Source organism: Streptomyces sp. NPDC031265 (assembly GCF_055570295.1).
Map to the genome: position 1 here is coordinate 12,445 of NZ_JBVIHM010000043.1, position 21,473 is coordinate 33,917.

Consider the following 21,473-nt stretch of genomic DNA (forward strand, 5'->3'; position numbering starts at 1 on the left):
CAGGCTAGCAGCGCCCCCGCAGGCACCCTCCGCATGGCCCGGGCCGCCTCTTCCACCCGTCGGCTGGGGGCGGTCGACTCACGGGCGTCGGCGCGATGGCGACGAGCGCGGCACCGGTCGCGACTCCTGGACCGGCTCGGGAACCGTCCCCCAGGATCCTGCGTGACCTCTTGATGTGTTGTCGGCTGGTGGAAGGGACCGTATGAGAACGCGGACGATGGTGAGCATGGCGGTATCGGCGTGCGTGACGCTGATGGCGTGCGCGTGCGGTCCGGAGAAGACGAAGGAGGACGCGGACGTGAAGCCTTCGCAGCCGTCCGCTTCCACGCGGGCGAAAGAGCCGTCGGCCACGCCGTCCGCTTCCGCTCGGACCGAGAAGCCGTCGTCCACCCCGGCCCGTAACCAGCCCGCACCCAGGACGAAGGAGCGCGCGATCCAGCGGTACGAGCAGTACCTCCACGCCCTCGGCCGTGAGGACATCGCCACGGTATGCGAAGTGGCCGGGCCCGGCGCGAAGAAGGCGGAGGACCAGGGATTCGGTCCGTGCACGTCAACGTACGTCGCCGTGTTCCAGATGATTTCACCCGCGCAGAAGAAGGCCCTGCGAACCGCGACGGTCGATCCGCGGCGCGTCGCCGTGCGCACGCCCGACAAGATCGAGATGCCGCTCGAAGCGGTCAGGGCCTCCGCCACCTTCTCCGAGAGCGACCTCGGCAGCTACACCCTGGAGTACCTCAAGAACGACTACTACATCACCGACGGAACGTGACGCGTCGTACGCGGAGCCGCCTGGCGGTAGAAGCAGACTCATGCCCCCGGCTTGCACGCTGATCACCGGACGTGTCAGCTGTTGCCGGGGTGGGTTGTGGCGCGGCCGTGCAGCATCAGTGCGCGCGCGATGCCGCCGAGTGCTGTGAGGCACAGGAGAGTGCGGAAGATGTTGGCGGTCTCCCAGGTTCCCTTGAAGTCCCGGATCACCGAGTAGTCGGTGGTGGGGCCCGGGTGGCCCAGGTCGGCCAGCTTGTTGTTGAGGGGGATGTTGATCCCCATGGTCAGCAGCAGCACGGCCAGGTAGCTGAGTGCCGCGGCCAGGAGCCACCACCCCGTCTCCCGACGCCCCTTGCGGAAGGCGCGGACCGTGGCCCACGCGGTGACCGCCAGCGTGCCGACGAAGATCAGTGCGAACGGGCCGCTGTTGTCGATGACGGAGTTGAAGTTCTGCATGGCCGTGGCGTACGTGCGGTCGTCCGCCTTCGCCAGGCCAGGCATCACGGAGACGTCGAAGGCGAAGAAGAGGCCCGCCATCAGACCCATCGTCAGCGCGGCGGTGCCCAGCAGCATTCCCGTCAGCCGGTCCCGGGACGGGTTCGCCTGCAGCCGTGAGGATGACGCCTTGGCGGGCGCGGCGGCGGGCGGGCAGGTACTGCGGGACATCTGTGCGTGACTCATGGAGCCCTCCGGGTGGCATTGAGAGTCCTGACCGGTCGTGCGCGTACCGGTGCATTCCTCGATGGCGGCCACCGGTGCGGGGGACCCTCGCCGTGGAGAAGGCGCCCCGCCGCACCTGGTGACGAACTCATCTCATCGCGAAGGCACTTGCGCGACCATGGCGCAGACGCTCAGTCGCATACGCGAGTGTCCAAAGTGGTTCCGTGAGGGGCCGGGCGAAAGCTCCGCGTCCTGCCGTACAGCAGCCTTGGGACCAGTCCTCGTCCGCCGGTGGGACGGACCGGGCGGGCCTGGCAGCGGCGGTGGAGCGTCGTCGCTGTGCCCGCCGGGGGCTCAGACCGAGTGAACACCGGTGGTCCGCGCCGGGCGGGGCCGCTCGTTCCGTACGGCGGCCGCCCGAGTCAGGCACTCGGCCGCGAGTTCGGTGTAGCCCTCCTGTTCGGCCAGCCGGTGGGCCCGCTCGAAGTGGTCGCGTGCCTCGACGGGTCGGCCCATGGCGAGCAGGCTCTGCCCGCAGATGTCCAGCAGCATGGCGCGGCGGGCGGCGACCTCGTGCGGCGGGGCGAGGGTGAGGGCGTGGCGTGCGTGGTCGAGCGCCTCCTGGGGACGGTGGTCCAGGAGGTGGTGGCGGGCCAGGTGGTAGAGCGTGAGCATCTCGGTGTGGGGGTGGCCGGCGTCCCGGACGAGTGCGGCGGCCCGCGCGAACCCGGCGACCGCCGCCACACCGTCGCCCAGCTGCTCGTGGGCCTGCGCCAGGTTGACCAGCGCGAGCGCCTCGCCCGGCAGGTCCCCGGCCAGCCGGGCCAGACGGGGGGCGTGCACCAGATGGGTCAGGGCCTCGCGGTGATGTCCGCCGTCGCTGAGTATCCAGCCGAGCAGCGTGCGTACGCGTGACTCGGCGTCCGGGTCGCCCAGTTCGACGGCCGCGTCCAGGGCGTGGCCGAGGGTCGGCTCCCAGTCGGCGCGGGGCTGCTGCACCATCAGGGGCCAGAGAAGTACGCCCAGGCGCCAGGCGCGGTCGGGGTGCCCGGCGGCGGCCGCGGCGGCGCAGGCGGCGACGATGTTACGTCGCTCGGTGCCGTACCAGCGCATGGCGGCGGCGCGGTCGGCGAAGGCGAACGCCACGACAGGCGGTTGGACGTCGTCGGGCAGTCGGCAGCAGGGCTGGCTGCCGGGCTCGGCCGTGGTCGCGGCGGCCAGCGCGCCGCACAGGTAGTGGTCGAGCAGCCGCAGCAGCGCGTCCGGGCGGCCTCCGGAGGACAGGGAACGCGCGAAGAGCCGTACCAGGTCGTGCAGGGCGTAGCGGCCGTCCGCCCGCTGGTCCACGAGGTTGGCGGTGACCAGCTGGTCCAGGGCCGTGCGGCCGCTCTCCACGTCGCACCCGGCCAGCGCCGCCACGGCGCTCTCGTCGATGTCCGGGCCGATGTGGTGCGCCAGTTGCCGGAAGAGACTGTCGGCGCGCGGGGTGAGGGGGCGCAGGCTCAGCCGCAGGACCGAGACGAAATCCAGGTCGTCGGTGGTGAGCAGGGAGAGTCTGCGGCGTTCGTCGCGCAGTTCCTCGGCGGCGTCGTACAGCGAGCGGCCGGGGCGGGAGGCGAGGCGAGCCCCGGCCAGGCGCAGCGCCAGGGGCAGGCCGTCGCACAGGTCCACCAGGTGCAGGGCGGCTTCGGGTTCGGCCGTGACCCGCTGCTCGCCAAGGACCGCGCGCAGTACGCCGGTGCCCTCGTGCGCGGCGAGGCGGTCCAGGGGCAGCGGGCGGGCGCAGTCGCTGGCCACCAGGCCGGACAGGCGGTTGCGGCTGGTGATGACGGTGACGGAGCCGTCGGTGGCGGGCAGGAGCGGGCGTACCTGGGTAGAGGAGTGTGCGTTGTCGAGGACGACCAGGACACGGCGGCCGTCGAGCAGGGAGCGGTAGAGTCCTTCGGCGGCGCGCGGGTTCTCCGGGATGTCGTCGGGGGCGATGCCCAGGGCGACGAGGAAGTCCCGGATGACCGACGCCGGTTCGGCGGGCGGCGCGGTGTCGGTGAAGCCGTCCAGGTCGACGAAGAGCACGCCGTCCGGGAAGCGGTCCGCGGCCCGGTGGACCCAGTGGGACACGAACGCGGTCTTGCCGATTCCGGCCGGCCCGGTCACCAGGCACACCGCGGGGTCGTGGGCCTCGGCGAGCATCGCGTCGAGGGCGGCGAGCTGGGTGGCGCGGCCGGTGAACCCGGCCGGGCGGCGCGGCAGCAGCGCGCGGGGGCGGGCGGCGGGCGCGGGCGGCCGGGGTGTCTCGGGATTCGGCGGTGTGGGGGCAGGGGAGGGCGGTACCGGGGGCAGCAGCCCCGGGTCGCCGCTGAGGATGCGGGCGTGGAGGTCCTGGAGTCGGGGGCCCGGCTCGACGCCCAGTTCGTCGACCAGGGTGCGCCGCAGCGAGGTGTAGGCGTCCAGGGCGTCGGTCTGGCGCCCGCAGCGGTACAGGGCGAGCATCAGCAGTTCGTGCAGCCCCTCGCGCAGCGGGTTCTCGGCCACCAGGGCGGTGAGGCGGGGGACGGTCTCGGTGTGGTGGCCCAGCGTCAGGTCGCATCCGGCCGCGCGCTCGGCCGCGGCCGTCCTGCTCTCCGCGAGCCGTCGGCGCTGTGCCTCCGCGTACGGGCCGGGGAGTCCGGTGAGCGGATCGCCGTGCCACAGCGCGAGGGCGCGTCCGAGGACGTCCCGGATCGCGGCGTCGTCCTCGCCCGCCCTCAGATGCCCGGTGGATTCCACGAGACGGTCGAACTCAGCCGCGTCGAGTGCCTCGGCGGGCAGGGCCAGCCGGTAGCCGCCGCTGGCGGCGACGATCACCTGGCACTTGGCGTGGTTGGCGCGTTCCGGGTCCAGCTGCTTGCGCAGCTGGGCGACGTAGGTGCGGATCATGCCGACCGCTCGGGCCGGTGGCTCCTTGCCGAACACCCCGGCCACCAGCTCGCCGACCGCGACGACTTCGGGGGAGCGCAGGGCGAGCATGGCCAGTACGGCGCGCTGCTGCGGGCCGCCGAGCGGGACAGCCTGGCCGTCGAGCCGCGCCCCGACCTCACCGAGCACCCGGATCGTCAGCATCGCCGCGCCCCGTGGGGTGCTGACCTGACGGTCGTCTCGCAGGGGGGCATGCGGATGCCTCTCATGAGCGGGAACCTGGGCTCGGGGCCGGGCCACGGGGGCGTGACCGCGGTTGCGGTACAGCGCTCACCAGCGTAATTGATCATTGTGTGACGGAATGACCGCACAGTGCTCCCGGGGACAAGTGTGCGGGTGAGCAGGCATGATGAGGGTGGCTGGGGCGATGCCGTGGCCGACGGGGTGATTTGGGGAGGAAGGGTTCGCGTGAGGTCCCATCAGACGGTCGGCCGAGCCGAGGACGACGACTGCGCCACTCTCGGTGCGGCGCTGGCGCGGGTGGGCCCGGGTGGGGTGATCTCCGTGCGGCCCGGCCGGTACGAGGAGAGCCTCGTTATCTCGCGGGTGGTCACCATTGTGGCGGAGGAGGGGCCCGGCACCGTCGAGTTGGTGCTGCCGCGCGGCGGTGCGCTCACGGTGACTGCCGAGGCGGCCAAGCTCTCCGGCCTGATCGTGCGGGGGCAGGACGAGGAGTTGCCCGCACTGGATGTCGCCCGGGGGCAGGTCGCGCTGGAGAGGTGCGAGATCATCGGCGCGGGTTGGACCGCCGTCCTCGCCCGCGGGCGAGGGTCGCTGGCGATGCGGGACTGCCGGGTGGTCAACCCCGCGGGCGCCGGGATCGTCGACACCGCCGCCGCGCGCAGTGTCATCGAGGACAGTGTCGTCGAACACCTCGGCACGTCCGGTCTGGTGATCAGTGAGGACGCCGATCCGTGGATACGGCGCTGTGTGATCCGCGACGCGCGTGGCAACGGTGTGCTCGCCAACGGCACGGGGCGGGGCACCGTCGAGGACTGCACGGTCTCCGCCACCGACAAGCCGGGCATAGCGCTGGAGCAGGCCAGTGCCACCCGCGTGCTGCGTACGGTGGTCAGGGACGCGGCCGTCGGCGCCTATGTCGCCACCACCGGCCGGGCCGTGCTGGAGGACTGCGGTTTCCAGCACATCGCCGGGCACGGCATCGTCGTGGACGAGGGCAGCGACCCCCGCCTCGCCCGGTGCTCCACCGAACGGACCGGTGGCAACGGGATACGGGTCACCGGGCGGGCACGCGGGCTGTTCGAGGAGTGCGTGGTGACGGCGGGCGGTGACGCCGGAGTGTGGGTGGGCGGCTTCGCGGGGCCGGGCTTCGACCGGCTCACCGTGTGTGGGGGCGAGGGGGTCGGCGTCGCGCTCACCGAGGAGTGCGTCGCCGAGTTCGACCGGCCGGACGTGCGTGACATGCGCGGCGGCGGAGTGCTGATCCAGGGCGGAGCCAACCCCCTGCTGCGCCGGGCCGCCGTGAGCGCCGTGGGCGGCCACGGTGTGGAGGTGAGCGGCGAAGGGCGCGGCCGGATCGAGGAGAGCGAGATCAGCGGCGCCGGGCGGGCCGGACTGCGGGTGACGGGCGGGGGAGACCCGTTCGTCGGACGGACCGTGGTGCGGGCGGCCAAGGACGCGGCCGTATCGGTCGGCGCGGACGGCCGCTGCACCGTGCGCGACGGCGAGCTGACGGGTTCGGGCCGCGAGGGCGTGCTGATCGAGCACGGCGGGTCGCTCGCCGCCTCCCGGGTGCGTATCCACGGCAACGGGGCGGCCGGCGTGGTGGTGGCCGCGGGCGGGCGGGCCGCGCTCGGCGGCTGCGAGGTCGCGGACAACGCCGGTGACGGCATCCGAGTGGACAGTACCGAGGCGGTCGGGGTCACGGGATGCACCGTCCGGGACAATCGTGGCGCCGGGCTGCGGGCCCCGCGGGACGCTCCCCGGCTGGCCGTCGACGACCTCGTCAGCCGGAGCAACGCCCGGCCCGACGTATGGGCCGGGGCCGACGACGGCCCCCTGGCCGCGGCGCCCGTGGCGGACGCCGACGAGCGGGGCGCCGTACCGGGGGGAGAGGCCGGCCAGCAGGGCCCGCTCGGCGAACTGCAAGCCCTGGTCGGCCTGGAGGCGGTCAAGGAGCAGGTGCTGACGCTGGTCAATCTGAACCGGCTGGTGCGCCGACGGCTGGAGGCCGGGCTTCCGGCCCCCTCGACGGCCCGCCACCTCGTCTTCGCCGGACCGCCCGGCACCGGCAAGACGACCGTGGCCCGGCTGTACGGAGCGATCCTCGCGGATCTGGGGGTGCTGCGCAGCGGCCACCTCGTGGAGGTGTCGCGCGCCGACCTGGTGGCGCAGATCGTGGGCGGCACCGCCATCAAGACCACCGAGATGTTCCAGAAGGCGCTCGGCGGCGTCCTGTTCATCGACGAGGCGTACACGCTCACCCAGGACGGCACGGGCACCGGGCCCGACTTCGGTCAGGAGGCGGTGGACACCCTGGTGAAACTGATGGAGGACCACCGCGACGACGTCGTGGTGGTGGCCGCCGGGTACGGGCCGCAGATGCAGCGTTTCCTTGGTTCCAACGCCGGTCTGTCCTCGCGGTTCAGCCGCACGGTCGAGTTCGCGAACTACTCGGTGCAGGAGCTGGTGACCATCGTGCGCACCATGTGCGCGGCGCACCACTACACGCTCACCGAGCGGACCGTGCATGCCCTGGAGGGCCACTTCGAGGACATGCCCCGGGGGGAGACCTTCGGTAACGGCCGCGCCGCCCGCAAGGTGTTCGAGGAGATGGTGGACCGGCAGGCGCTGCGCCTTGCGACGGTGGCCGATGTGAACGAGGACGCGCTGACGCTGCTGCTGCCGCAGGACGTGTCGGAGCGCGCGGGCGAACCGGCGGGCGGCGGCATACCCGAGGACGGGGCCCGCTCCGCGAAGATCCTGGAGCAGTTGCACTCCCTGGTGGGTCTCGCGGCGGTCAAGTCGGATGTGCAGGACCTGGTGAATCTGCTGGAGCTGGGGCGGCGCAGGCGGGCGGCGGGCCTGCCCGCGCCCGCCGTCGGCCACCACCTGGTGTTCGCGGGCTCCCCGGGCACCGGCAAGACGACGGTGGCCCGACTGTACGCCGAACTCCTGGCGGCCCTCGGTGTGGTGACGCGCGGTCAGCTCGTCGAGGTGGCGCGGGCGGACGTGGTCGGCCGGTACGTCGGGCACACCGCCCAGCTCACCAAGGAGGCCTTCGAACGGGCGCGGGGCGGAGTGCTGTTCATCGATGAGGCCTACACCCTCACCCCCGAGGGAGGGCAGGGTCAGGACTTCGGCCAGGAGGCGGTTGACACCCTCGTCAAGCTGATGGAGGACCACCGGGACGAGGTGGTGGTCGTGGCCGCCGGGTACACCGAGTCCATGGGGCGCTTCCTGGCCTCCAACCCCGGCCTCGGCAGCCGGTTCTCGCGGCAGGTCCACTTCGCCGACTACAGCGACGACGAACTGGTCTCCGTCGTACGCAAGCAGGCCGAGACGGCAGGCTACGAGCTGACGCCCGAAGCTCTCACGGCCGTACGGGAACACTTCGCCGTACTGCCCCGCGACCGGGCCTTCGGCAACGCCCGGGAGGCCCGGCGGGTCCTTGAGGGCATGGTGACCCGTCAGGCGGGACGGCTCTCACGGACGCCGCGCGCGGGTGTCGAGGATCTGCGCAGCCTGCTGCCCCAGGACCTGACGGGAGGAGAGCCCGGTCCACGGTGACGCGCGTGCACGGGGTGTGATTGGGTTCCCACCATGCGATCTTCTGTGCGAGCCGGTGCCCCCCGGCGGGCGGCGGCCGCCGCGCTTCTCCTGCCGGCCCTGCTCGTTCCGCTCGCCGGGGCCACCCAGGCGGCCGCCCGCGACAACGTCTCCCTGCCGCCCGTGCCCTCGACACTCGAAGACGGCCACGGATGCACCCCTGCCTCCGCCAAGAAGACGGACCAGCTCCCCTGGGCGCAGGCGGCGTTGGATCTGGAGGGTGCCTGGCGGCTCAGCCGTGGCAGCGGGGTCACGGTGGCCGTGGTGGACACCGGCGCGGCGCCCGCGAAGGTGCCGGCGCTGGAAGGCCAAGTCGTCGCGGGGCCCGATGTGGTGGCGGGCGGCAGCGCCGGCGACGACTGCGTGGGGCACGGTACGTTTTTGGCCGGTGTCGTGGTGGGCCGGCAGGTGGACGGTGTGCGGGCGGCCGGAGTCGCGCCGGGGGCCCGGGTGCTCGCGGTGCGGGCCACCGACCGCAAGGGCGCGACGAGTGCGCAGGCGCTGGCCAAGGCGATCCGGTCGGCCTCCGGCGCCGGCGTGCGGATCATCGCCGTGGCGCTCGGGGTCACCGAGGCCTCCGAGGACCTGAAGAGCGCGGTGCGTGAAGCCCGGGACAAGGGCGTGCTGATCGTGGCGCCGGCCGATCCGGCGGGTCAGGGGCAGGGCCCGTTCTACCCGGCGGCCCTGCCCGGAGCGCTCGCGGTGTCCGCCGTGGGGCCGGACGGAGCGCCGCCCGCGCGGGCCGGAGGCAAGGGGGCCGTCGCGGGCGCGCTGACCGCGCCCGGGGTGGCGGTGACCGGGCCGGGGCCCGGTGGGCCGGGCCAGTTCACCGGGAGCGGTGACGCGGTGGCGACCGCGTTCGTGGCGGGTACGGCCGCCCTGGTCCTGGCGCGCCAGCCGGACCTGACGGCAGATCAGCTGCGGCGGCGCCTGACGGGCACCGGCTCCGGGCCGTCCGGCGGTGCGGCCCTGGACCCCGTCCAGGCGATCGCCGCCGCGGCGGTCGACGGCGAGCGCGCGGCGAAGGAGTCCGGGGCGGCGGCCCCGCCCGCCCTGGCCCGCCGGGCCTCGGCCGACGGTCCGCGCCAGGCCCTGGTCGTCGCCGGGTCGGCGGCCGCGGTGACCGTGCTGGTGGCGGGCGCCGCCGTGGTACTGCCCCGGGCGCGGCGGCGCGGCTGGCGTCCGGGCCGCGCGGGCTGACATTGCTCGTCGGCGGCCGTGCGGCCGGACCGAGAGTCATCAGCTCCGTCCGTACGCGCTCGGAGCCTGTCCCGGCAGACGCCCGCCGGCAGGGGGCCCGTGTGGTCCCCTGCCGGCGGGCGTGTGGTGGCGGTGCGGTCACCAGCGTCCGGAGCTCTCGTCCTGGGTCGCCTCGTCGAGCGCGGTCTGCACCTGGGTGATGCCCCGGCGGGTGATCAACTGGGCGCGGCCGACCGGGAGTTGGCGTGGCTTGGTGTTGCCGAACAGATAGCCCTCGGAGGGCGGGCAGGACAGCAGGGCGGCCGGGGTGTTGACCTCCAGGAGCGAGCGCAGCAGCGGGTCGTTCATGGCGCGCGCGGCCCCGTTCGCGCTGCGGGCCACCACCAGGTGCAGGCCGATCTCGCTGCCCTGTGCCAGGTAGTCGAGGAGCGGGCCGAAGTGGTTGGACAGCCCGGATCCGGCGACCATGTCGTAGTCGTCGACCACCAGGAACAGCTGCGGGCCGGTCCACCAGTCGCGCTTCTTGAGCCGGGCGGCGGTGATGTCCTGGCCTGGCAGCCGGTCGCGCATGGCCCGTGCCACCCCCTCCACGGCCTGCTTGAGGATGTCGACCGATACGGCGTGGCCGAGCCGGTGCGACTCGGGCACGCTCTCCAGCAGGCCGCGCCGGTAGTCCACGAGCAGCACCCGGGCCTCCTCCGGTGTGTACTGCTCGGCGACCGCCCGGCACACCCCGCGCAGCAGGTTGCTCTTGCCGGTCTCGGCGTCGCCCACGACCAGCAGGTGGGGGGTCTGCCCGAAGTCGTGGACGAACGTGCCGAGCCGCTCGCCCTCCAGACCGATCGGCAGCCGCAGATCGCCCTCGACCACACGTGCGTCGGGGAGTTCGGTGCGGGGGAGGACGGCGGGCAGAGTGCGCACCTGCGGGGCGGGGGCGCCCGGCCAGGCCTCGCGGATCCGCGCGACCGCGTCGGCCACGCCCGCGCCGAGGGTCGCCGCGTCCGCCTCGCCGTCGAGGCGGGGCAGCGCGGTGAGGAAGTGGTGGCGGGTGTCGGTGAGGCCCCGGCCGGGGATCGCCGGCACGGATGCGGCAGCGCGCATGTTCACCATCGAGTCCATGCTGTCGCCGAGCCGCAGTTCGACGCGGGTGCCCAGCTGGTCGCGCAGTGCCGTGCCGATCTCCGCCCAGCGCGTCGAGGCGATGACGAGGTGGACTCCGTAGTTCAGGCCGCGGGAGGCCAAGGTGGTGAACATCGGCATGATGTCCATGAAGTCCTGGCGTACGGTGCCCCAGCCGTCGACGACGAGGAAGACGTCGCCGTACGGTTCGTCCGGCAGCTCACCGGCCGCCCGGCGGGCGCGCAGGTCCGCCATGGACTCGATGCCGAGCTCCTGGAACTGGCGCTCGCGGCGGGCGACGAGATGGTTGACCTCGGCGAGGGTGCGCTCCACCCGCTCCAGGTCGAGCCGTCCGGTCACACCGCCGACATGCGGCAGGTCGCGCAGCGAGTTGAGGGTGCCGCCGCCGAAGTCCAGGCAGTAGAACTGGACCTCGCGGGGAGTGTGGGTGAGGGCGAGCGCCAGGATCAGGCTGCGCAGCAGGGTGGACTTGCCGCTCTGCGGGCCACCGGCGACGGCGAGATGGCCACCGGCCCCCGAGAGGTCGGCGAGCAGGGGCTCCCGGGTCTGCTCGAAGGGGTGGTCCACGATGCCCAGCGGCACGGTGAGTACCGGCCGCCCGGTGAGGGGGTCGGCGCCCAGTCCGCGTACCGGATCGGTGCGCAGCGCCGGGAGCAGGGTGTCCAGGGTCGGCGGTGTGTCCAGGGGCGGCAGCCATACCGTGTGCGCCGGCGGGGCCACGTCCCGCAGCCGCCGCACGGCCACTGCGAGCAGGCTGTCGGTGGACTCCTTCTCCGGTTCGGCGGCGGGGACGGGCGGGGCCGTCGGCGCGGACCACTCGGTGCGGTAGGGCACGACCTGGTCGGCCACGGCCGACTGGGCCACCCGCCGGGCGCCCCGGTAGGCGCCGGAGACGTAGGCGGCCTTGAAGCGGACCAGGGCGCCGGTGTCCCTCTTGAGGATGCCGCTGCCCGGTACGGGCGGCAGCTGGTAGGCGTCCGGGACGCCGAGTACGCCCCGGCTCTCCATCGCGGAGAAGGTGCGCAGGGCGATCCGGTAGGACAGGTGGGACTCCAGCTGGTGCATCCGGCCCTCGTCGAGGCGCTGCGAGGCGAGCAGCAGATGCACGCCGAGTGAGCGCCCCAGCCGTCCGATCATCACGAACAGGTCCATGAAGTCCTTGTGGGCGGCGAGGAGTTCGCTGAACTCGTCGACCACGACGAACAGGGTCGGCAGCGGATCGAGGTCGGCGCCGGCTGCGCGGGCCGCCTCGTACTCCAGGGCGGAGGAGTGGTTGCCCGCTGCCCGCAGGAGTTCCTGACGGCGTATCAGTTCGCCGTGCAGGGCGTCCTTCATCCGCTCCACCAGGGCCGCCTCGTCGGCCAGGTTGGTGATGACGGCGGAGGTGTGGGGCAGGGTGTCCAGGCCGAGGAAGGTGGCGCCGCCCTTGAAGTCGACCAGGACGAAGTTGAGGGTTTCCGAGGAGTGGGTGAGGGCGAGGGCCAGGACCAGGGTGCGCAGCAGTTCGGACTTGCCGGAGCCGGTGGCGCCGATGAGCATGCCGTGCGGGCCCATACCGCCCTGGGCGGACTCCTTGATGTCGAGCGCGATCGGGGCGCCGTCGCCGGACACGCCGAGCGGGACGCGCAGACGGGCCTCGCCGCCCCGGGCGTTCTGGACGGCGGCCACGTCCATGCCGCGCAGATCGGAGATGCCCAGCAGGCTGGTGAGTTGGACGTCGGTGGTGAGTGCCTCGCCGGTGTCGGCGGTCACGCCCATCCGGTACGGCGAGAGCAGCCGTGCCAGTGCGCGCGCCCGGCGCGGTCCGAGCTGATCGGGCAGGCCCAGGAAGGTGGCGTTCTCCTTGCCGGAGCGGTCGGTGCGGACCATCTCCAGCCGCCCGGGGGCCGCCCGCAGCCGCAGCACATTCCGTCCGGGGCGCCAGGGCAGGGCCCCGGCCACGTCGAGGACCGCGCAGTTGCGGTAGCCCTCGGCCAGCAGCCGCAGTTCAGCCGGGACGTGGGGGGTGTCGAGGATCACCACGTAGTACGGCTCGTCGGCGTGCGGCTGGGCGCCCGGCTCGAACGGCGGCCGGTCGGTGAACTCGGCGCCCAGCAGGCGCTCCACACCGGCGGGTGAGTCGGTGACCAGGCGCACCGGCCCCAGGCCGTCGGTCTCGCTGGGGTGCAGGGCGTGCGGGAGCCACTTGACCCACTCCCAGTCGGCCCTGCGCTCGTCGTCGGCCACCACCACGATCCGCAGGTCCTGCGGGGCGTGCAACACGGTGAGCTGGCCGATCAGGGAGCGCGTCAGAGCCGCCGCGGTGGACGGGTCCCCGTGCACCAGGACGCGGGCGTAACCGCGCAGATACAGGGCGACCGGCTGGTCGGGGATGGTGGCGTAAGCCTTGATGAAGCGGCGCAGGGCGTGCGCGCACAACGGCTCCAGGTCCTCGACCGGCTTGGTGCTCAGCGGGGTCAGCGTCACCCCCAGCCGCTGTTCGCCGAGCGCGATGCGGACCTCGGCGAAGTCGTCGTGGGAGGCATGCCGTTCCCACAGCCGCGCGGTGCGCACCAGGCTCCACAGGGCTGCCGGTTCGGGATGGAGCCAGGACTGCGCGGCCCGCTGCTGCGCCACGAGTTTGCGGATGCGACGTCTGCTGATGGAGAGGTAGCGCAGGTAGTCGCGCCGTTCCGCGCGCAGTTGGCGCTTGCGGTCCCCGGAGCTGCGGATGATCTGCGAGACCAGCATGCCGACGGCCGAGACGGCCATCAGCCCGATGGCCACGTACATCAGCGGCCCGCCGCCCTCGCCGGGACGCAGGAAGATGAGCACCATGCCGAGCGAGCTGAGCGCCATGGGCATGTACGTGACCATGTTGCCCATCGCGGACTGCGCCTCGGGCAGCGACGGCGGCTCTTGCAGGCTCAGTTCGCCATCGGGCATCTCGGGGCCGAGACGCCGGGGAGGCCTCTTGATGAGGACCACGCTCAAAGGGGTTCGCCTTCCTGGGAAATGCCGGGGCGACCGGTGCGGAAATCCGGTCACCGGGCGCTCGTCGGGGGATTTGGGGCCGGGCTCCGCGTTTCTCACGGACTTGCCCCGCGTCCCCCGCTCCCGTCTCACGATAATGTGACCGACGAGATCGCGTCGACCTCACATTCGGAAGGGACCCTCAAGGCTTGAGTGACAATTCCACCGCTGCGCTGTGCCGCCTTACGGTCATGGCGCCGGAAAAGTCCCTGGAACTCGCGGTGCCGTGCGATATCGCCCTGGCGGACCTGCTGCCCGCGATCGTCGACCAGGCGGGAACGGACCTGTACGAGAGGGGAGTGGAGGCGGGCGGCTGGGTCCTGCAGCGGCTGGGCCAGGCCCCGCTGGACGAGGAGCTCACCCTCGCCGCCCTCGGCCTGCGCGACGGCGACACCCTGCATCTGCGGCCCCGCGACGAGTCGCTGCCCGACATCCACTTCGACGACCTCGTCGAAGGGCTCGCCAGCGGTCTGCGCGGGCGCGCCGACAGCTGGCGGCCGCGCTGGTCGCGCCTGCTGATGACCGCTCTGACCCTGTGCGCCCTGGCCGCCGGCCTGTTCGCCGTCGTGCTGCCGGGACCGCCCGGAACGCGTGCGGCGTGCGGCGCGGCAGCGGCCGTCGTGCTGCTCGCCGGGGCCGCCTCCGCGTCCCGGGCGCTGGGCGACGCGGGCGCGGGCGGAGCGCTGGGCATCGCGGCCGTGCCCTATCTCGCCCTGGCGGGCGCCCTGGTGCCGACCGGGTCGGGCGACAGCGCCGAGGCGGGGGCGCGGCTGCTGGCGGGCGGTGCGGCTGGGGCGGGCTGCGCGGTGCTGGCCCTGGCGGCCGTCGGAGCCTGCGCCCCGCTGTTCGTGGGCGCCGCCGTGGCGGCCGTCCTGACCGCGGCGGGCGGCGCCGTCCTGCTGCTGATGGACCCCTCCCACGAGGTGGCAGGGGCGCTGGCCGAGGCGGCGGCGCCGCTGGTGGTCACAGTGGTCGCGGCGGGGGTCTTCCTGCCTTCGCTGGCGTTCCGGCTGTCCGGGCTGCGCCTGCCGCTGCTGCCCACCAACGCCGACGAACTCCAGGAGGGCATCGAGCCGGTGCCCGGACAGCGGGTGGCCGAGCGGGGCGCCGTCGCCGACGCGTATCTGACCGCCCTGTGCGCGGCCCTGGCGCTGGTGTCGGCGTGCTGTCTCACCGCGCTGGGCCGCCAGACCTCCTGGTCGGCCCAGGGCCTGACGGCGGCGCTGAGTCTGCTGCTGCTGGTCCACGCCCGCTCGCTGGGCGGCGGCTGGCAGCGGCTGGCGGTGGTGGTGTCCGGGGCGTACGGCGCGGTGCTGCTGGCCGTCCTGTACGCGCTGCGCATGAGCCCGGCCCAGCGGCCGCTGCTGGTCGGCGCGCTGGTCGCCCTCGCCGCGGTGCTCGCCGTGGCGGGCTGGACGGTGCCGGGCCGCCGGCTCGTGCCGTACTGGGGCCGGGCGGTCGACCTCACGCACACGCTCCTCGCCATCTGCCTGATCCCGCTGGCCCTGGAGGCGAGCGGACTCCTCCACTACCTGCGCGGGCTCGGCGGCTGACCGCAGCCGTCCCGACATCGCAGAAAGGCACTTTCCATGCAGTCCAGGCGGGACCAGGTCCAGGCCCACATGTTCGTGATGGGCCGGGTGGCGGCCGGGATGTACCGCGACGACCCGGACGCGCCCGAGCCGCCCCACCGCCGCACCTCGCGGGGCATGGGCGTCGGCCTGGCCATCGGGGTGCTCGTCGCGCTGGCCGTGACGGTGTACGGATTCGTGGTGCCGGGCGGCTCGGACGGCTGGAAGAAGGAGGGCACGCTGGTGCTCGACAAGCAGTCGGGTGCCCGTTACCTGTCCTTGGACGGCCGGCTGCACCCCGTGCTCAACCAGAGCTCGGCCCGGCTGCTCGCCGGGGACCGGCTCAGCGTCAAGTCACTGTCCTCCGCGTCGATCGCCGCCGCCCCGCGCGGCCCCGCCCTCGGTATCGTCGGCGCCCCCGACGCGCTGCCGGCCGCGTCCCGGCTCAGCCGGGACGCCTGGTCGGCCTGCGCCACCGGGGCCGAGCCCGGCGGGGACGGGGCGCTGCTGACGCTGGGCGTGGGCCTGTCCGCCGGCGGCCGCCCCGTCACCGCCGGGCGGGCGGTCCTGGTCCGTGGGGGCACCCGGCACGAGACCTATCTCCTGTGGCACGGCACACGGTCGCGGTTGGACCCGGCCAACGGGGCAACCGCCGCCCTCGGGTACGGGGACACCCCGGCCTTCCCGGTCCCCGAGGGCTTCCTGAACGCGCTGCCCCCGGGCCCGGACCTCGCCACCCCGGAGGTGGCGGGCCGCGGCGCGCAGGGGCCTTCGCTGGCCGGACGGCCCAGCCGGGTCGGCCAGCTCTTCGGTGACGGCGCCGGGCACCACCTGCTGCTGCGCTCGGACGGGCTGGCGCCGCTGACGCCCCTGCAGTACGCGCTGCTCAAGGGCGATCCGCGTACCCAGCGCACCGCCTATGCCGGAGCCGCCGTCACGGAGGCCCCGGTCTGGCCGGACGACCTGGCCCGCCACCGCGCGCCGGGCACGGCGGCGTCTTCCCCCGGCCCGGGGCTGCCTGATGAGGTACCCCGGGTGATGGAGGTCGCGGCGGGCGAGGCGGTGTGCGCGGTGACGGCGACCGGGGCGGGCGGGCCGTCGGTCTCCGTGGTCCTGCCGCAGGCGTCAGCGGTGGCGGGGACACCCCCGGCGGCCGGTCCGGGGCTGGTCGCCGATGCCCGTACGGCGGACCGGGTGGCGCTGCGCGCCGGGTCGGGCGCGCTGGTCAGGGCGGTGTCGTCCAGCGGCACGGGCCGGGCGCTGTACCTGGTGACGGAGTCGGGCGCCAAGTATCCCGTCGCGGACGCCGACTCGCTCCAGCAGCTGGGATATCCGGCCGCGTCCGCGGTGGCGCTGCCCGCCGCGCTGCTGTCCATGCTGCCCACCGGACCGGCCCTTGACGCGGGCGCCCTGCGTTCTCGGGGACTGGTGCAGGCCGCTGCGCAAAACGGCGGGAAATAGAGATGGAGAAGCGCGTCAATCTTTCTTGGATCTTTTATTGATCTCCTTCTGAACTTTCGCCGCAACCATATGGAAACATCGTTCGTCTCTTGTGGTGGATGGCCAGTGAAATGAGCGGCACAAATGCGCCGCCTGGACCGTCCGCCCATATTTCCAGAGGAGGAGAGTTCCTGTGTCCCAGACCCCCGACGGGATTTTGGCGAAGAACGACGAGGCGATGTCGGGTGCCCTCGCGGGTCTCACCCAGCACCTGGACGAGATCGAGAGCGCGGGCCGCACGGTCCGCGGCATCCAGGCTCAGGTCGCCACGGCCTATCAGGCCGGCTCCGGCGCGAGCCACTGCGCCGCCATCGACGACTGGCTGCGCATCCATGCCCGGGTCACCCAGGTCACCGAGAACTTCCGGCACGGCACCCACCAGGTCAACTTCTCGATCGACGAGGCGGAAGGCGACGCCGGCGGCTACGTCAACAACCTGGTGAACGCCCTCGGCGGCCAGTGAGACGGGGGCGTTCACCGCCCCCTTCCGCCGCACTTCCGTCCCCACCCACCTTCCCTTCCGCACAGCAGCAGGAGACCGTCATGGCCAACGTAGAGATCCGTCACCAGGGTGTCACCGACGCGGTGAGCGCGATGGACCGCGCGCACGCCGACATGGTGGACGCGCTGCAGTGGCTGGAGCAGAACTTCAGCGCCCTGCGCGAGACGCTGCAGGGTGCGGCGCGCCAGCAGTGGGACAGCTTCGAGAGCGAGCTGAAGTCCATGAAGCTGACCCTCAACGGCGACTACCAGCAGGCCCGTGTGGTGCTCCAGCGGATGCACGACCGGCAGATCGAGGGCGACCTGAACGGACGGCGCCGCATGGCCGCCCTCCAGGGCGCCTGAGCGGCCGCGGGATCGGAGCGCCGCCCATGCCCACCGAGAATGGTGGCGGCACCTACAAGTTCACCGACGACGCCCTGCGCAAGTACATCGACTGGGTGGCCCAGTTCGAGTCGGACCTCAACACCTCCCCCTTCTACCCGCAGTTGGCCAACTACGGCGGGGAGAAGCCCTCGGCCCACCTCGCGCTGGGCGTGCCGGAGAAGTTCCTCGCCGCGCAGACCCTCGGCACCCTCTTCACGACGTTCGCGACCGGGCTCCACACCCGTCTGGAACACGGCAAGGGGAAGATCAACGAGTTGGCGTCTGCTCTGGACGACGTCGACCTCCTGCTGGGCGAAGGGGAGCGGGACGCCCATGCCATCTCCGTGACGGACCTCGCCGGCACCCTGCACAACCTGCTCTCCGGCCCCGGTGGCAGTGCCGCCGGCCCCAAGCCGCCCGCCACCAGCACCCCCTGACACCCGGACCCGAAGGACCCCTGTGCCCCCCGTGCCCCCCGACCCCCATGCCGGTCCCGCCCCGCAGGACTGGGGCAGCACCGTATCGACCGTGTGGGACGAGATGATCCTCGCGTTCGCCGACCCCAAGAGCGCGGGCGACGTCAAGGGGAAGATCAACCGCCTCGCCGTGGCCGACGTGGGGGCCACGGGGACGCAGTGGATCGCCAAGCACTACTGCGGGTACTACACCACAGCCGAGCGCAAAGACCTCGATGTGGACATCTGGTACGAATGGTCCTTCACCTTCAGTAGGTCCATGACCTTCGTCGTCGGCTTGAAGTACAACTGGAACGACTACGGCAACGACAAGGGCGCCCTCGCCGACTTCACCGGTACGTCCAACACCATCGTCCGTTCGCTGCAGCCCGTCGGGAACAACGTCATCAACGCCACGTCGTTGAACTCGGCCGCCGACACCCTCGACGCCATGGGGAAGTGGCTGACGACGTGGGAGCAGCAGTTCGTCACCTGGTCCGGTGACGTCGGCGAGGGAGACAGTGACCTGCAGGGCGAGGCCGCGGGGCTCATGAAGGCCACCTTGGTGTCCGCCGCGCGCGCCGTCGCCGAGACGGGGAAGTACCTCGACGGCGGCCAGGTCGCCACGACGCTGCGTGAGACCGGGACCACCCTCACCAAGGAGTTCAAGAATCTGCTGGGCGTGTGGGACGGATGGTGGGGAGACCCGCGGGCCATGCCGATGTGGCACCTGTTCACCAAGTTCCCCACCCCCGCGAGCACCCCTGTCACCATCGAGGGCTCCGACACTCTCGAAACGATCTCGGCGAAGTTCCGGGACCTGTTCAAGGCGACCGGGTCGCCCGCGGACGAGAGCTTCTGGTTCAACTTCGAGCGATCCGCCAAGATCAGCTGGTGGGACGACGTCAAGACGCGGCTCGACCAGCCGGCCCACGCGCCGGTGGTGAACATCGCCAACTCCTACGTCGCCGCCGCCCGGCATCTGCACACGGTCGACCCCGACTTCGCCTTCCGCTTCACCCAGGACGACGCGAGCAAGTTCCTGACGGCGGGCAACGGGGGACTGGGGCCCGGCCCGGGGGCGGGCCCGCCGGGGCCCGGATCCGGGGGCAGTGGCGGTGAGAAGGGCGGCGGGGCCGGTGGCGGAGGCCTCGGCGGCGGCCTGGGCGGAGGCGGCGGTCAGCACCAGACCGTGAAACCGCCCCCCGTACCGAAGAGTCTGAGCTCGGGCCCGAAGGGCGGAGCCAGCTCCAAGACCAAGGATCTCCTGGGCGGCGGCTCCCAGGGGGGCAACAACGGCCAGAACACCGGCGGTTCCTTCGGGCAGGTCGTGCTCGGCCCGGACGGCAAACCGCTCAGGGACGAGAAGGGCATGCCCATCCTCATTCCACCGGGCGCCGTCATCGACCCCAGGACCGGAGCCGTCACGGGAGCGAACGGCAAACCCGTCCTGGGGAAGGGTAAGAAGCCCCTCATCCTTCCCAAGGGCTCCCGCATCCAGCCGCCGGCCGCCATATCCACCGGCGCCGGAGCGCGGGACCCGAACGCCGAACTGCGCCGGATCCGGGAATCGCTCAACACCGACTCGCGCCTGATCCGCAGCGCCAACAAGTCCGGCGAGGAGCTCTGGGGCCCGCCGCGCCGCGCGACCGTCAGCACCGCCTCCAGCGGCGAGTTGGGTGTGGCGAAGACCGGCGGCGCGGGGCTGCGCAGAATGCTCGACAGCAACGGCAACCCCGTCAACCAGTCCGTCATGAGCAGCGGCATGAGCAGCCGTGTCCGCGCCGCACTGGGGGAGAGCGCCGCAGAGGCGGCGCTGGCGGACCGGGCCAAACAGGTCGCTGCGGCCGAAAGCCGGGCCCTCGGCCGCGGGGCCTCCGGCTCCGGGACGCCCTACATGCCGCCCATGGGAGGCATGGGCGGGGGCGGCGGGGCGCCGGGCGGCGCCGGGGCGGGCCGGACACCCAACGTGTGGCTGTCCGAGGAGGAAGAGGTCTGGGGCACCGAGCCGGACTCCGCGCCCGGAGTGATCGGGCGGTGAGCGAGGCGCGGCCGCCGGGCAGCCCCAGACACGAGCGCGACCACGAACCACGAGAAGACGGAACGATGAACACCACCACCGCGCAACCGCGCGGAGCCGCGGACGCTGTGCCCGCGCCCCCCGACGACGTGCGGGAAGCCGCCCGGCAAGCCCCCGACCACTGGTTCGGCATGCTCGACCCGGCATGGCGCGCACGCCACGAGGAGGAGGACGAGGCCCCGCCGGTATGGGCCGTCCTCGGCCAGTGGCGCTCGGACAGCCGGGGCGAGATCGTCGAATGGCAGGACAACACCGCCTACCGGCCCTCGCCCGCCATGATGGGCTGGCCCCGGCCCACGGACCCGGTCGACGCCGCCGCCCAGCTCGCCGCGACCGGTTACGGTCCGCGCGAGGACATCGCCGTCGCCGTGGTCCAGGCGCGGCTGGCGGTGCTCACCGCGCCCCACGGAGGCCCGGTCCTCGCCTGCGCCCCCGACGGCACCCCCGTCGTCCCGGTGTTCAGCCAAGCCGCACATCTGCACGCCGCCGGCGCGCTCGCCCATCAGCTGCTGCCTGCCGAAGAGGTCTTCGCGTGGGTGCCGGACGGCTACGAGCTCTGCGTCAACCCGGCCGGACCCGCCCCGGCGCGTCTGTCGGTGGCCGACCTGGAGAACGCCGTCGCGGCTCTCACCGCCCGCGCGACAGGAAGAGGAGACACCTGATGGCATCGTTGGAGCAGCAACTCGAAGAGGCGATGGCCGACTTGGCCACGCACACCCGCCGGGTGCAGGAGATGCAGGCCGAACTCGCCACCGTGACCGCCTCGGCCACCTCCCGGGGCCGGCTGGTGAGCGCCACCGTCGACACACGCGGACGGCTCACCGATCTGAAGTTCCACACCGAGGACTACCGCACGCTGCCCCCCGCCCAGCTCGCCGACGTCGTCAAGTCCACCGTCAACGAGGCCCGGGACGCCATGACGGCGAAGGTGGGCAAGAGCGTACGGCCGCTGGTGGGCGAACAGGGCGACCTCGCGCGGGGGCTGTTCGGAGGCAGCGGCATCGAGGACCTGCTGGCGCCGCTGCGGGCCATGCGCCCCGACGGGCTGGCCGCCGGTCTGCTGGGCGACACCGCGCCGGTCGACCGGTCGGCCGCGCGTCGACGGGACGAGGAGGAGTTCGATGCCTGAGAACCACGGCGGCGGGCGGATGGCCATCCCCGACAACCTCGCCGAACGCTTCGCCCAGTTCGGTGAGATGTCCACCATCACCGGCGAGCTCCACACCCTGATCGAGCACATCAACGTACAGAACAAGACCGCCGGCGGGCGGGACGACGCGTACGCGAAGGAGTACCACAAGTTCGTCGAGGAGCACGGCAAGGGCCTTTCCACCGGGCTCGACGCGTTCTCCGACCTCCTGGAGCGGTTCGGGGCCAGTGGCAAGGGCGCGGCGGACGGCCTGAACGACGCCGAGACGGATGCCGACCGGATCGCCAAGGGCCTGCACGGCTGACGCGGCGGTCCGGCCCCACCGG

15 protein-coding genes are annotated in these 21,473 nt (G+C 73.0%); 12 read left to right on the forward strand and 3 right to left on the reverse strand.

What is annotated here, in order from left to right; all coding sequences use genetic code 11:
- Positions 1 to 226 precede the first annotated feature (226 nt).
- The gene (locus tag ACZ499_RS37230; protein WP_468681265.1) at positions 227 to 769 is read left to right on the forward strand and encodes a hypothetical protein; all 543 of its coding nucleotides are present in this window, start codon (positions 227 to 229) and stop codon (positions 767 to 769) included.
- A 74-nt stretch (positions 770 to 843) separates the two neighbouring features.
- Here ACZ499_RS37230 and ACZ499_RS37235 read toward each other — a convergent pair whose 3' ends face one another.
- Positions 844 to 1,449: an anthrone oxygenase family protein gene (locus ACZ499_RS37235; protein WP_468681268.1), complete on the reverse strand. Its 606-nt coding sequence runs from the start codon at positions 1,447 to 1,449 to the stop codon at positions 844 to 846.
- Between the two features lie 333 nt (positions 1,450 to 1,782).
- Positions 1,783 to 4,527, reverse strand: a complete 2,745-nt coding sequence (locus tag ACZ499_RS37240; RefSeq protein WP_468681269.1) for an AfsR/SARP family transcriptional regulator — start codon at positions 4,525 to 4,527, stop codon at positions 1,783 to 1,785.
- A 264-nt stretch (positions 4,528 to 4,791) separates the two neighbouring features.
- Here ACZ499_RS37240 and ACZ499_RS37245 point away from each other — a divergent pair, with 264 nt between their 5' ends.
- Both ACZ499_RS37245 and ACZ499_RS37250 read left to right on the forward strand, forming a co-directional pair.
- On the forward strand, positions 4,792 to 8,133 hold the full coding sequence (locus ACZ499_RS37245; protein WP_468681271.1) for a right-handed parallel beta-helix repeat-containing protein: 3,342 nt from the start codon (positions 4,792 to 4,794) through the stop codon (positions 8,131 to 8,133).
- A 33-nt stretch (positions 8,134 to 8,166) separates the two neighbouring features.
- The gene (locus ACZ499_RS37250) at positions 8,167 to 9,372 is read left to right on the forward strand and encodes a S8 family serine peptidase (RefSeq protein WP_468681273.1); all 1,206 of its coding nucleotides are present in this window, start codon (positions 8,167 to 8,169) and stop codon (positions 9,370 to 9,372) included.
- Positions 9,373 to 9,510: 138 nt separating this feature from the next.
- On the opposite strand, the gene eccCa is transcribed toward ACZ499_RS37250, so the two are convergent.
- Entirely contained in the window at positions 9,511 to 13,437 is a 3,927-nt protein-coding gene (eccCa, locus tag ACZ499_RS37255; RefSeq protein WP_468681275.1) for a type VII secretion protein EccCa, read from the reverse strand.
- 236 nt (positions 13,438 to 13,673) lie between these two features.
- Here eccCa and eccD point away from each other — a divergent pair, with 236 nt between their 5' ends.
- The 9 genes from eccD to ACZ499_RS37300 all read left to right on the forward strand — a co-directional run bounded on the left by eccD (position 13,674) and on the right by ACZ499_RS37300 (position 21,451).
- Positions 13,674 to 15,077, forward strand: coding sequence for a type VII secretion integral membrane protein EccD (eccD, locus tag ACZ499_RS37260; RefSeq protein WP_468681277.1), 1,404 nt, complete (start codon positions 13,674 to 13,676; stop codon positions 15,075 to 15,077).
- Positions 15,078 to 15,113: 36 nt separating this feature from the next.
- Positions 15,114 to 16,556: a type VII secretion protein EccB gene (gene eccB, locus ACZ499_RS37265; protein ID WP_468681280.1), complete on the forward strand. Its 1,443-nt coding sequence runs from the start codon at positions 15,114 to 15,116 to the stop codon at positions 16,554 to 16,556.
- 172 nt (positions 16,557 to 16,728) lie between these two features.
- Positions 16,729 to 17,058, forward strand: coding sequence for a hypothetical protein (locus ACZ499_RS37270; RefSeq protein WP_468681282.1), 330 nt, complete (start codon positions 16,729 to 16,731; stop codon positions 17,056 to 17,058).
- An 80-nt stretch (positions 17,059 to 17,138) separates the two neighbouring features.
- A complete protein-coding gene (locus ACZ499_RS37275; RefSeq protein ID WP_468681284.1) occupies positions 17,139 to 17,441 on the forward strand; it encodes a hypothetical protein in 303 nt (100 codons plus the stop codon).
- Positions 17,442 to 17,467: 26 nt separating this feature from the next.
- Positions 17,468 to 17,899: a hypothetical protein gene (locus ACZ499_RS37280; RefSeq protein ID WP_468681286.1), complete on the forward strand. Its 432-nt coding sequence runs from the start codon at positions 17,468 to 17,470 to the stop codon at positions 17,897 to 17,899.
- A 31-nt stretch (positions 17,900 to 17,930) separates the two neighbouring features.
- A complete protein-coding gene (locus ACZ499_RS37285; protein WP_468681288.1) occupies positions 17,931 to 19,958 on the forward strand; it encodes a hypothetical protein in 2,028 nt (675 codons plus the stop codon).
- A 65-nt stretch (positions 19,959 to 20,023) separates the two neighbouring features.
- Complete coding sequence (locus tag ACZ499_RS37290) at positions 20,024 to 20,659, forward strand: type VII secretion system-associated protein (protein ID WP_468681290.1); 636 nt, start codon at positions 20,024 to 20,026, stop codon at positions 20,657 to 20,659.
- Complete coding sequence (locus tag ACZ499_RS37295; RefSeq protein ID WP_468681292.1) at positions 20,659 to 21,126, forward strand: YbaB/EbfC family nucleoid-associated protein; 468 nt, start codon at positions 20,659 to 20,661, stop codon at positions 21,124 to 21,126. The genes ACZ499_RS37290 and ACZ499_RS37295 overlap by 1 nt, the downstream gene beginning before the upstream one ends.
- A complete protein-coding gene (locus tag ACZ499_RS37300) occupies positions 21,119 to 21,451 on the forward strand; it encodes a hypothetical protein (protein ID WP_468681295.1) in 333 nt (110 codons plus the stop codon). Before ACZ499_RS37295 ends, ACZ499_RS37300 begins: the two co-directional genes overlap by 8 nt.
- Positions 21,452 to 21,473: the final 22 nt, after the last annotated feature.

Bases quoted from the DNA above. Each gene is read 5' to 3' on its own strand.
- ACZ499_RS37230 (WP_468681265.1), top strand. From the start codon at position 227: ATGGCGGTATCGGCGTGCGTGACGCTGATGGCGTGCGCGTGCGGTCCG.
- ACZ499_RS37235 (WP_468681268.1), bottom strand. From the start codon at position 1,449: ATGAGTCACGCACAGATGTCCCGCAGTACCTGCCCGCCCGCCGCCGCG.
- ACZ499_RS37240 (WP_468681269.1), bottom strand. From the start codon at position 4,527: ATGCTGACGATCCGGGTGCTCGGTGAGGTCGGGGCGCGGCTCGACGGC.
- ACZ499_RS37250 (WP_468681273.1), top strand. From the start codon at position 8,167: ATGCGATCTTCTGTGCGAGCCGGTGCCCCCCGGCGGGCGGCGGCCGCC.
- eccCa (WP_468681275.1), bottom strand. From the start codon at position 13,437: ATGCCCGATGGCGAACTGAGCCTGCAAGAGCCGCCGTCGCTGCCCGAG.
- eccB (WP_468681280.1), top strand. From the start codon at position 15,114: ATGCAGTCCAGGCGGGACCAGGTCCAGGCCCACATGTTCGTGATGGGC.
- ACZ499_RS37275 (WP_468681284.1), top strand. From the start codon at position 17,139: ATGGCCAACGTAGAGATCCGTCACCAGGGTGTCACCGACGCGGTGAGC.
- ACZ499_RS37280 (WP_468681286.1), top strand. From the start codon at position 17,468: ATGCCCACCGAGAATGGTGGCGGCACCTACAAGTTCACCGACGACGCC.
- ACZ499_RS37290 (WP_468681290.1), top strand. From the start codon at position 20,024: ATGAACACCACCACCGCGCAACCGCGCGGAGCCGCGGACGCTGTGCCC.
- ACZ499_RS37295 (WP_468681292.1), top strand. From the start codon at position 20,659: ATGGCATCGTTGGAGCAGCAACTCGAAGAGGCGATGGCCGACTTGGCC.
- ACZ499_RS37300 (WP_468681295.1), top strand. From the start codon at position 21,119: ATGCCTGAGAACCACGGCGGCGGGCGGATGGCCATCCCCGACAACCTC.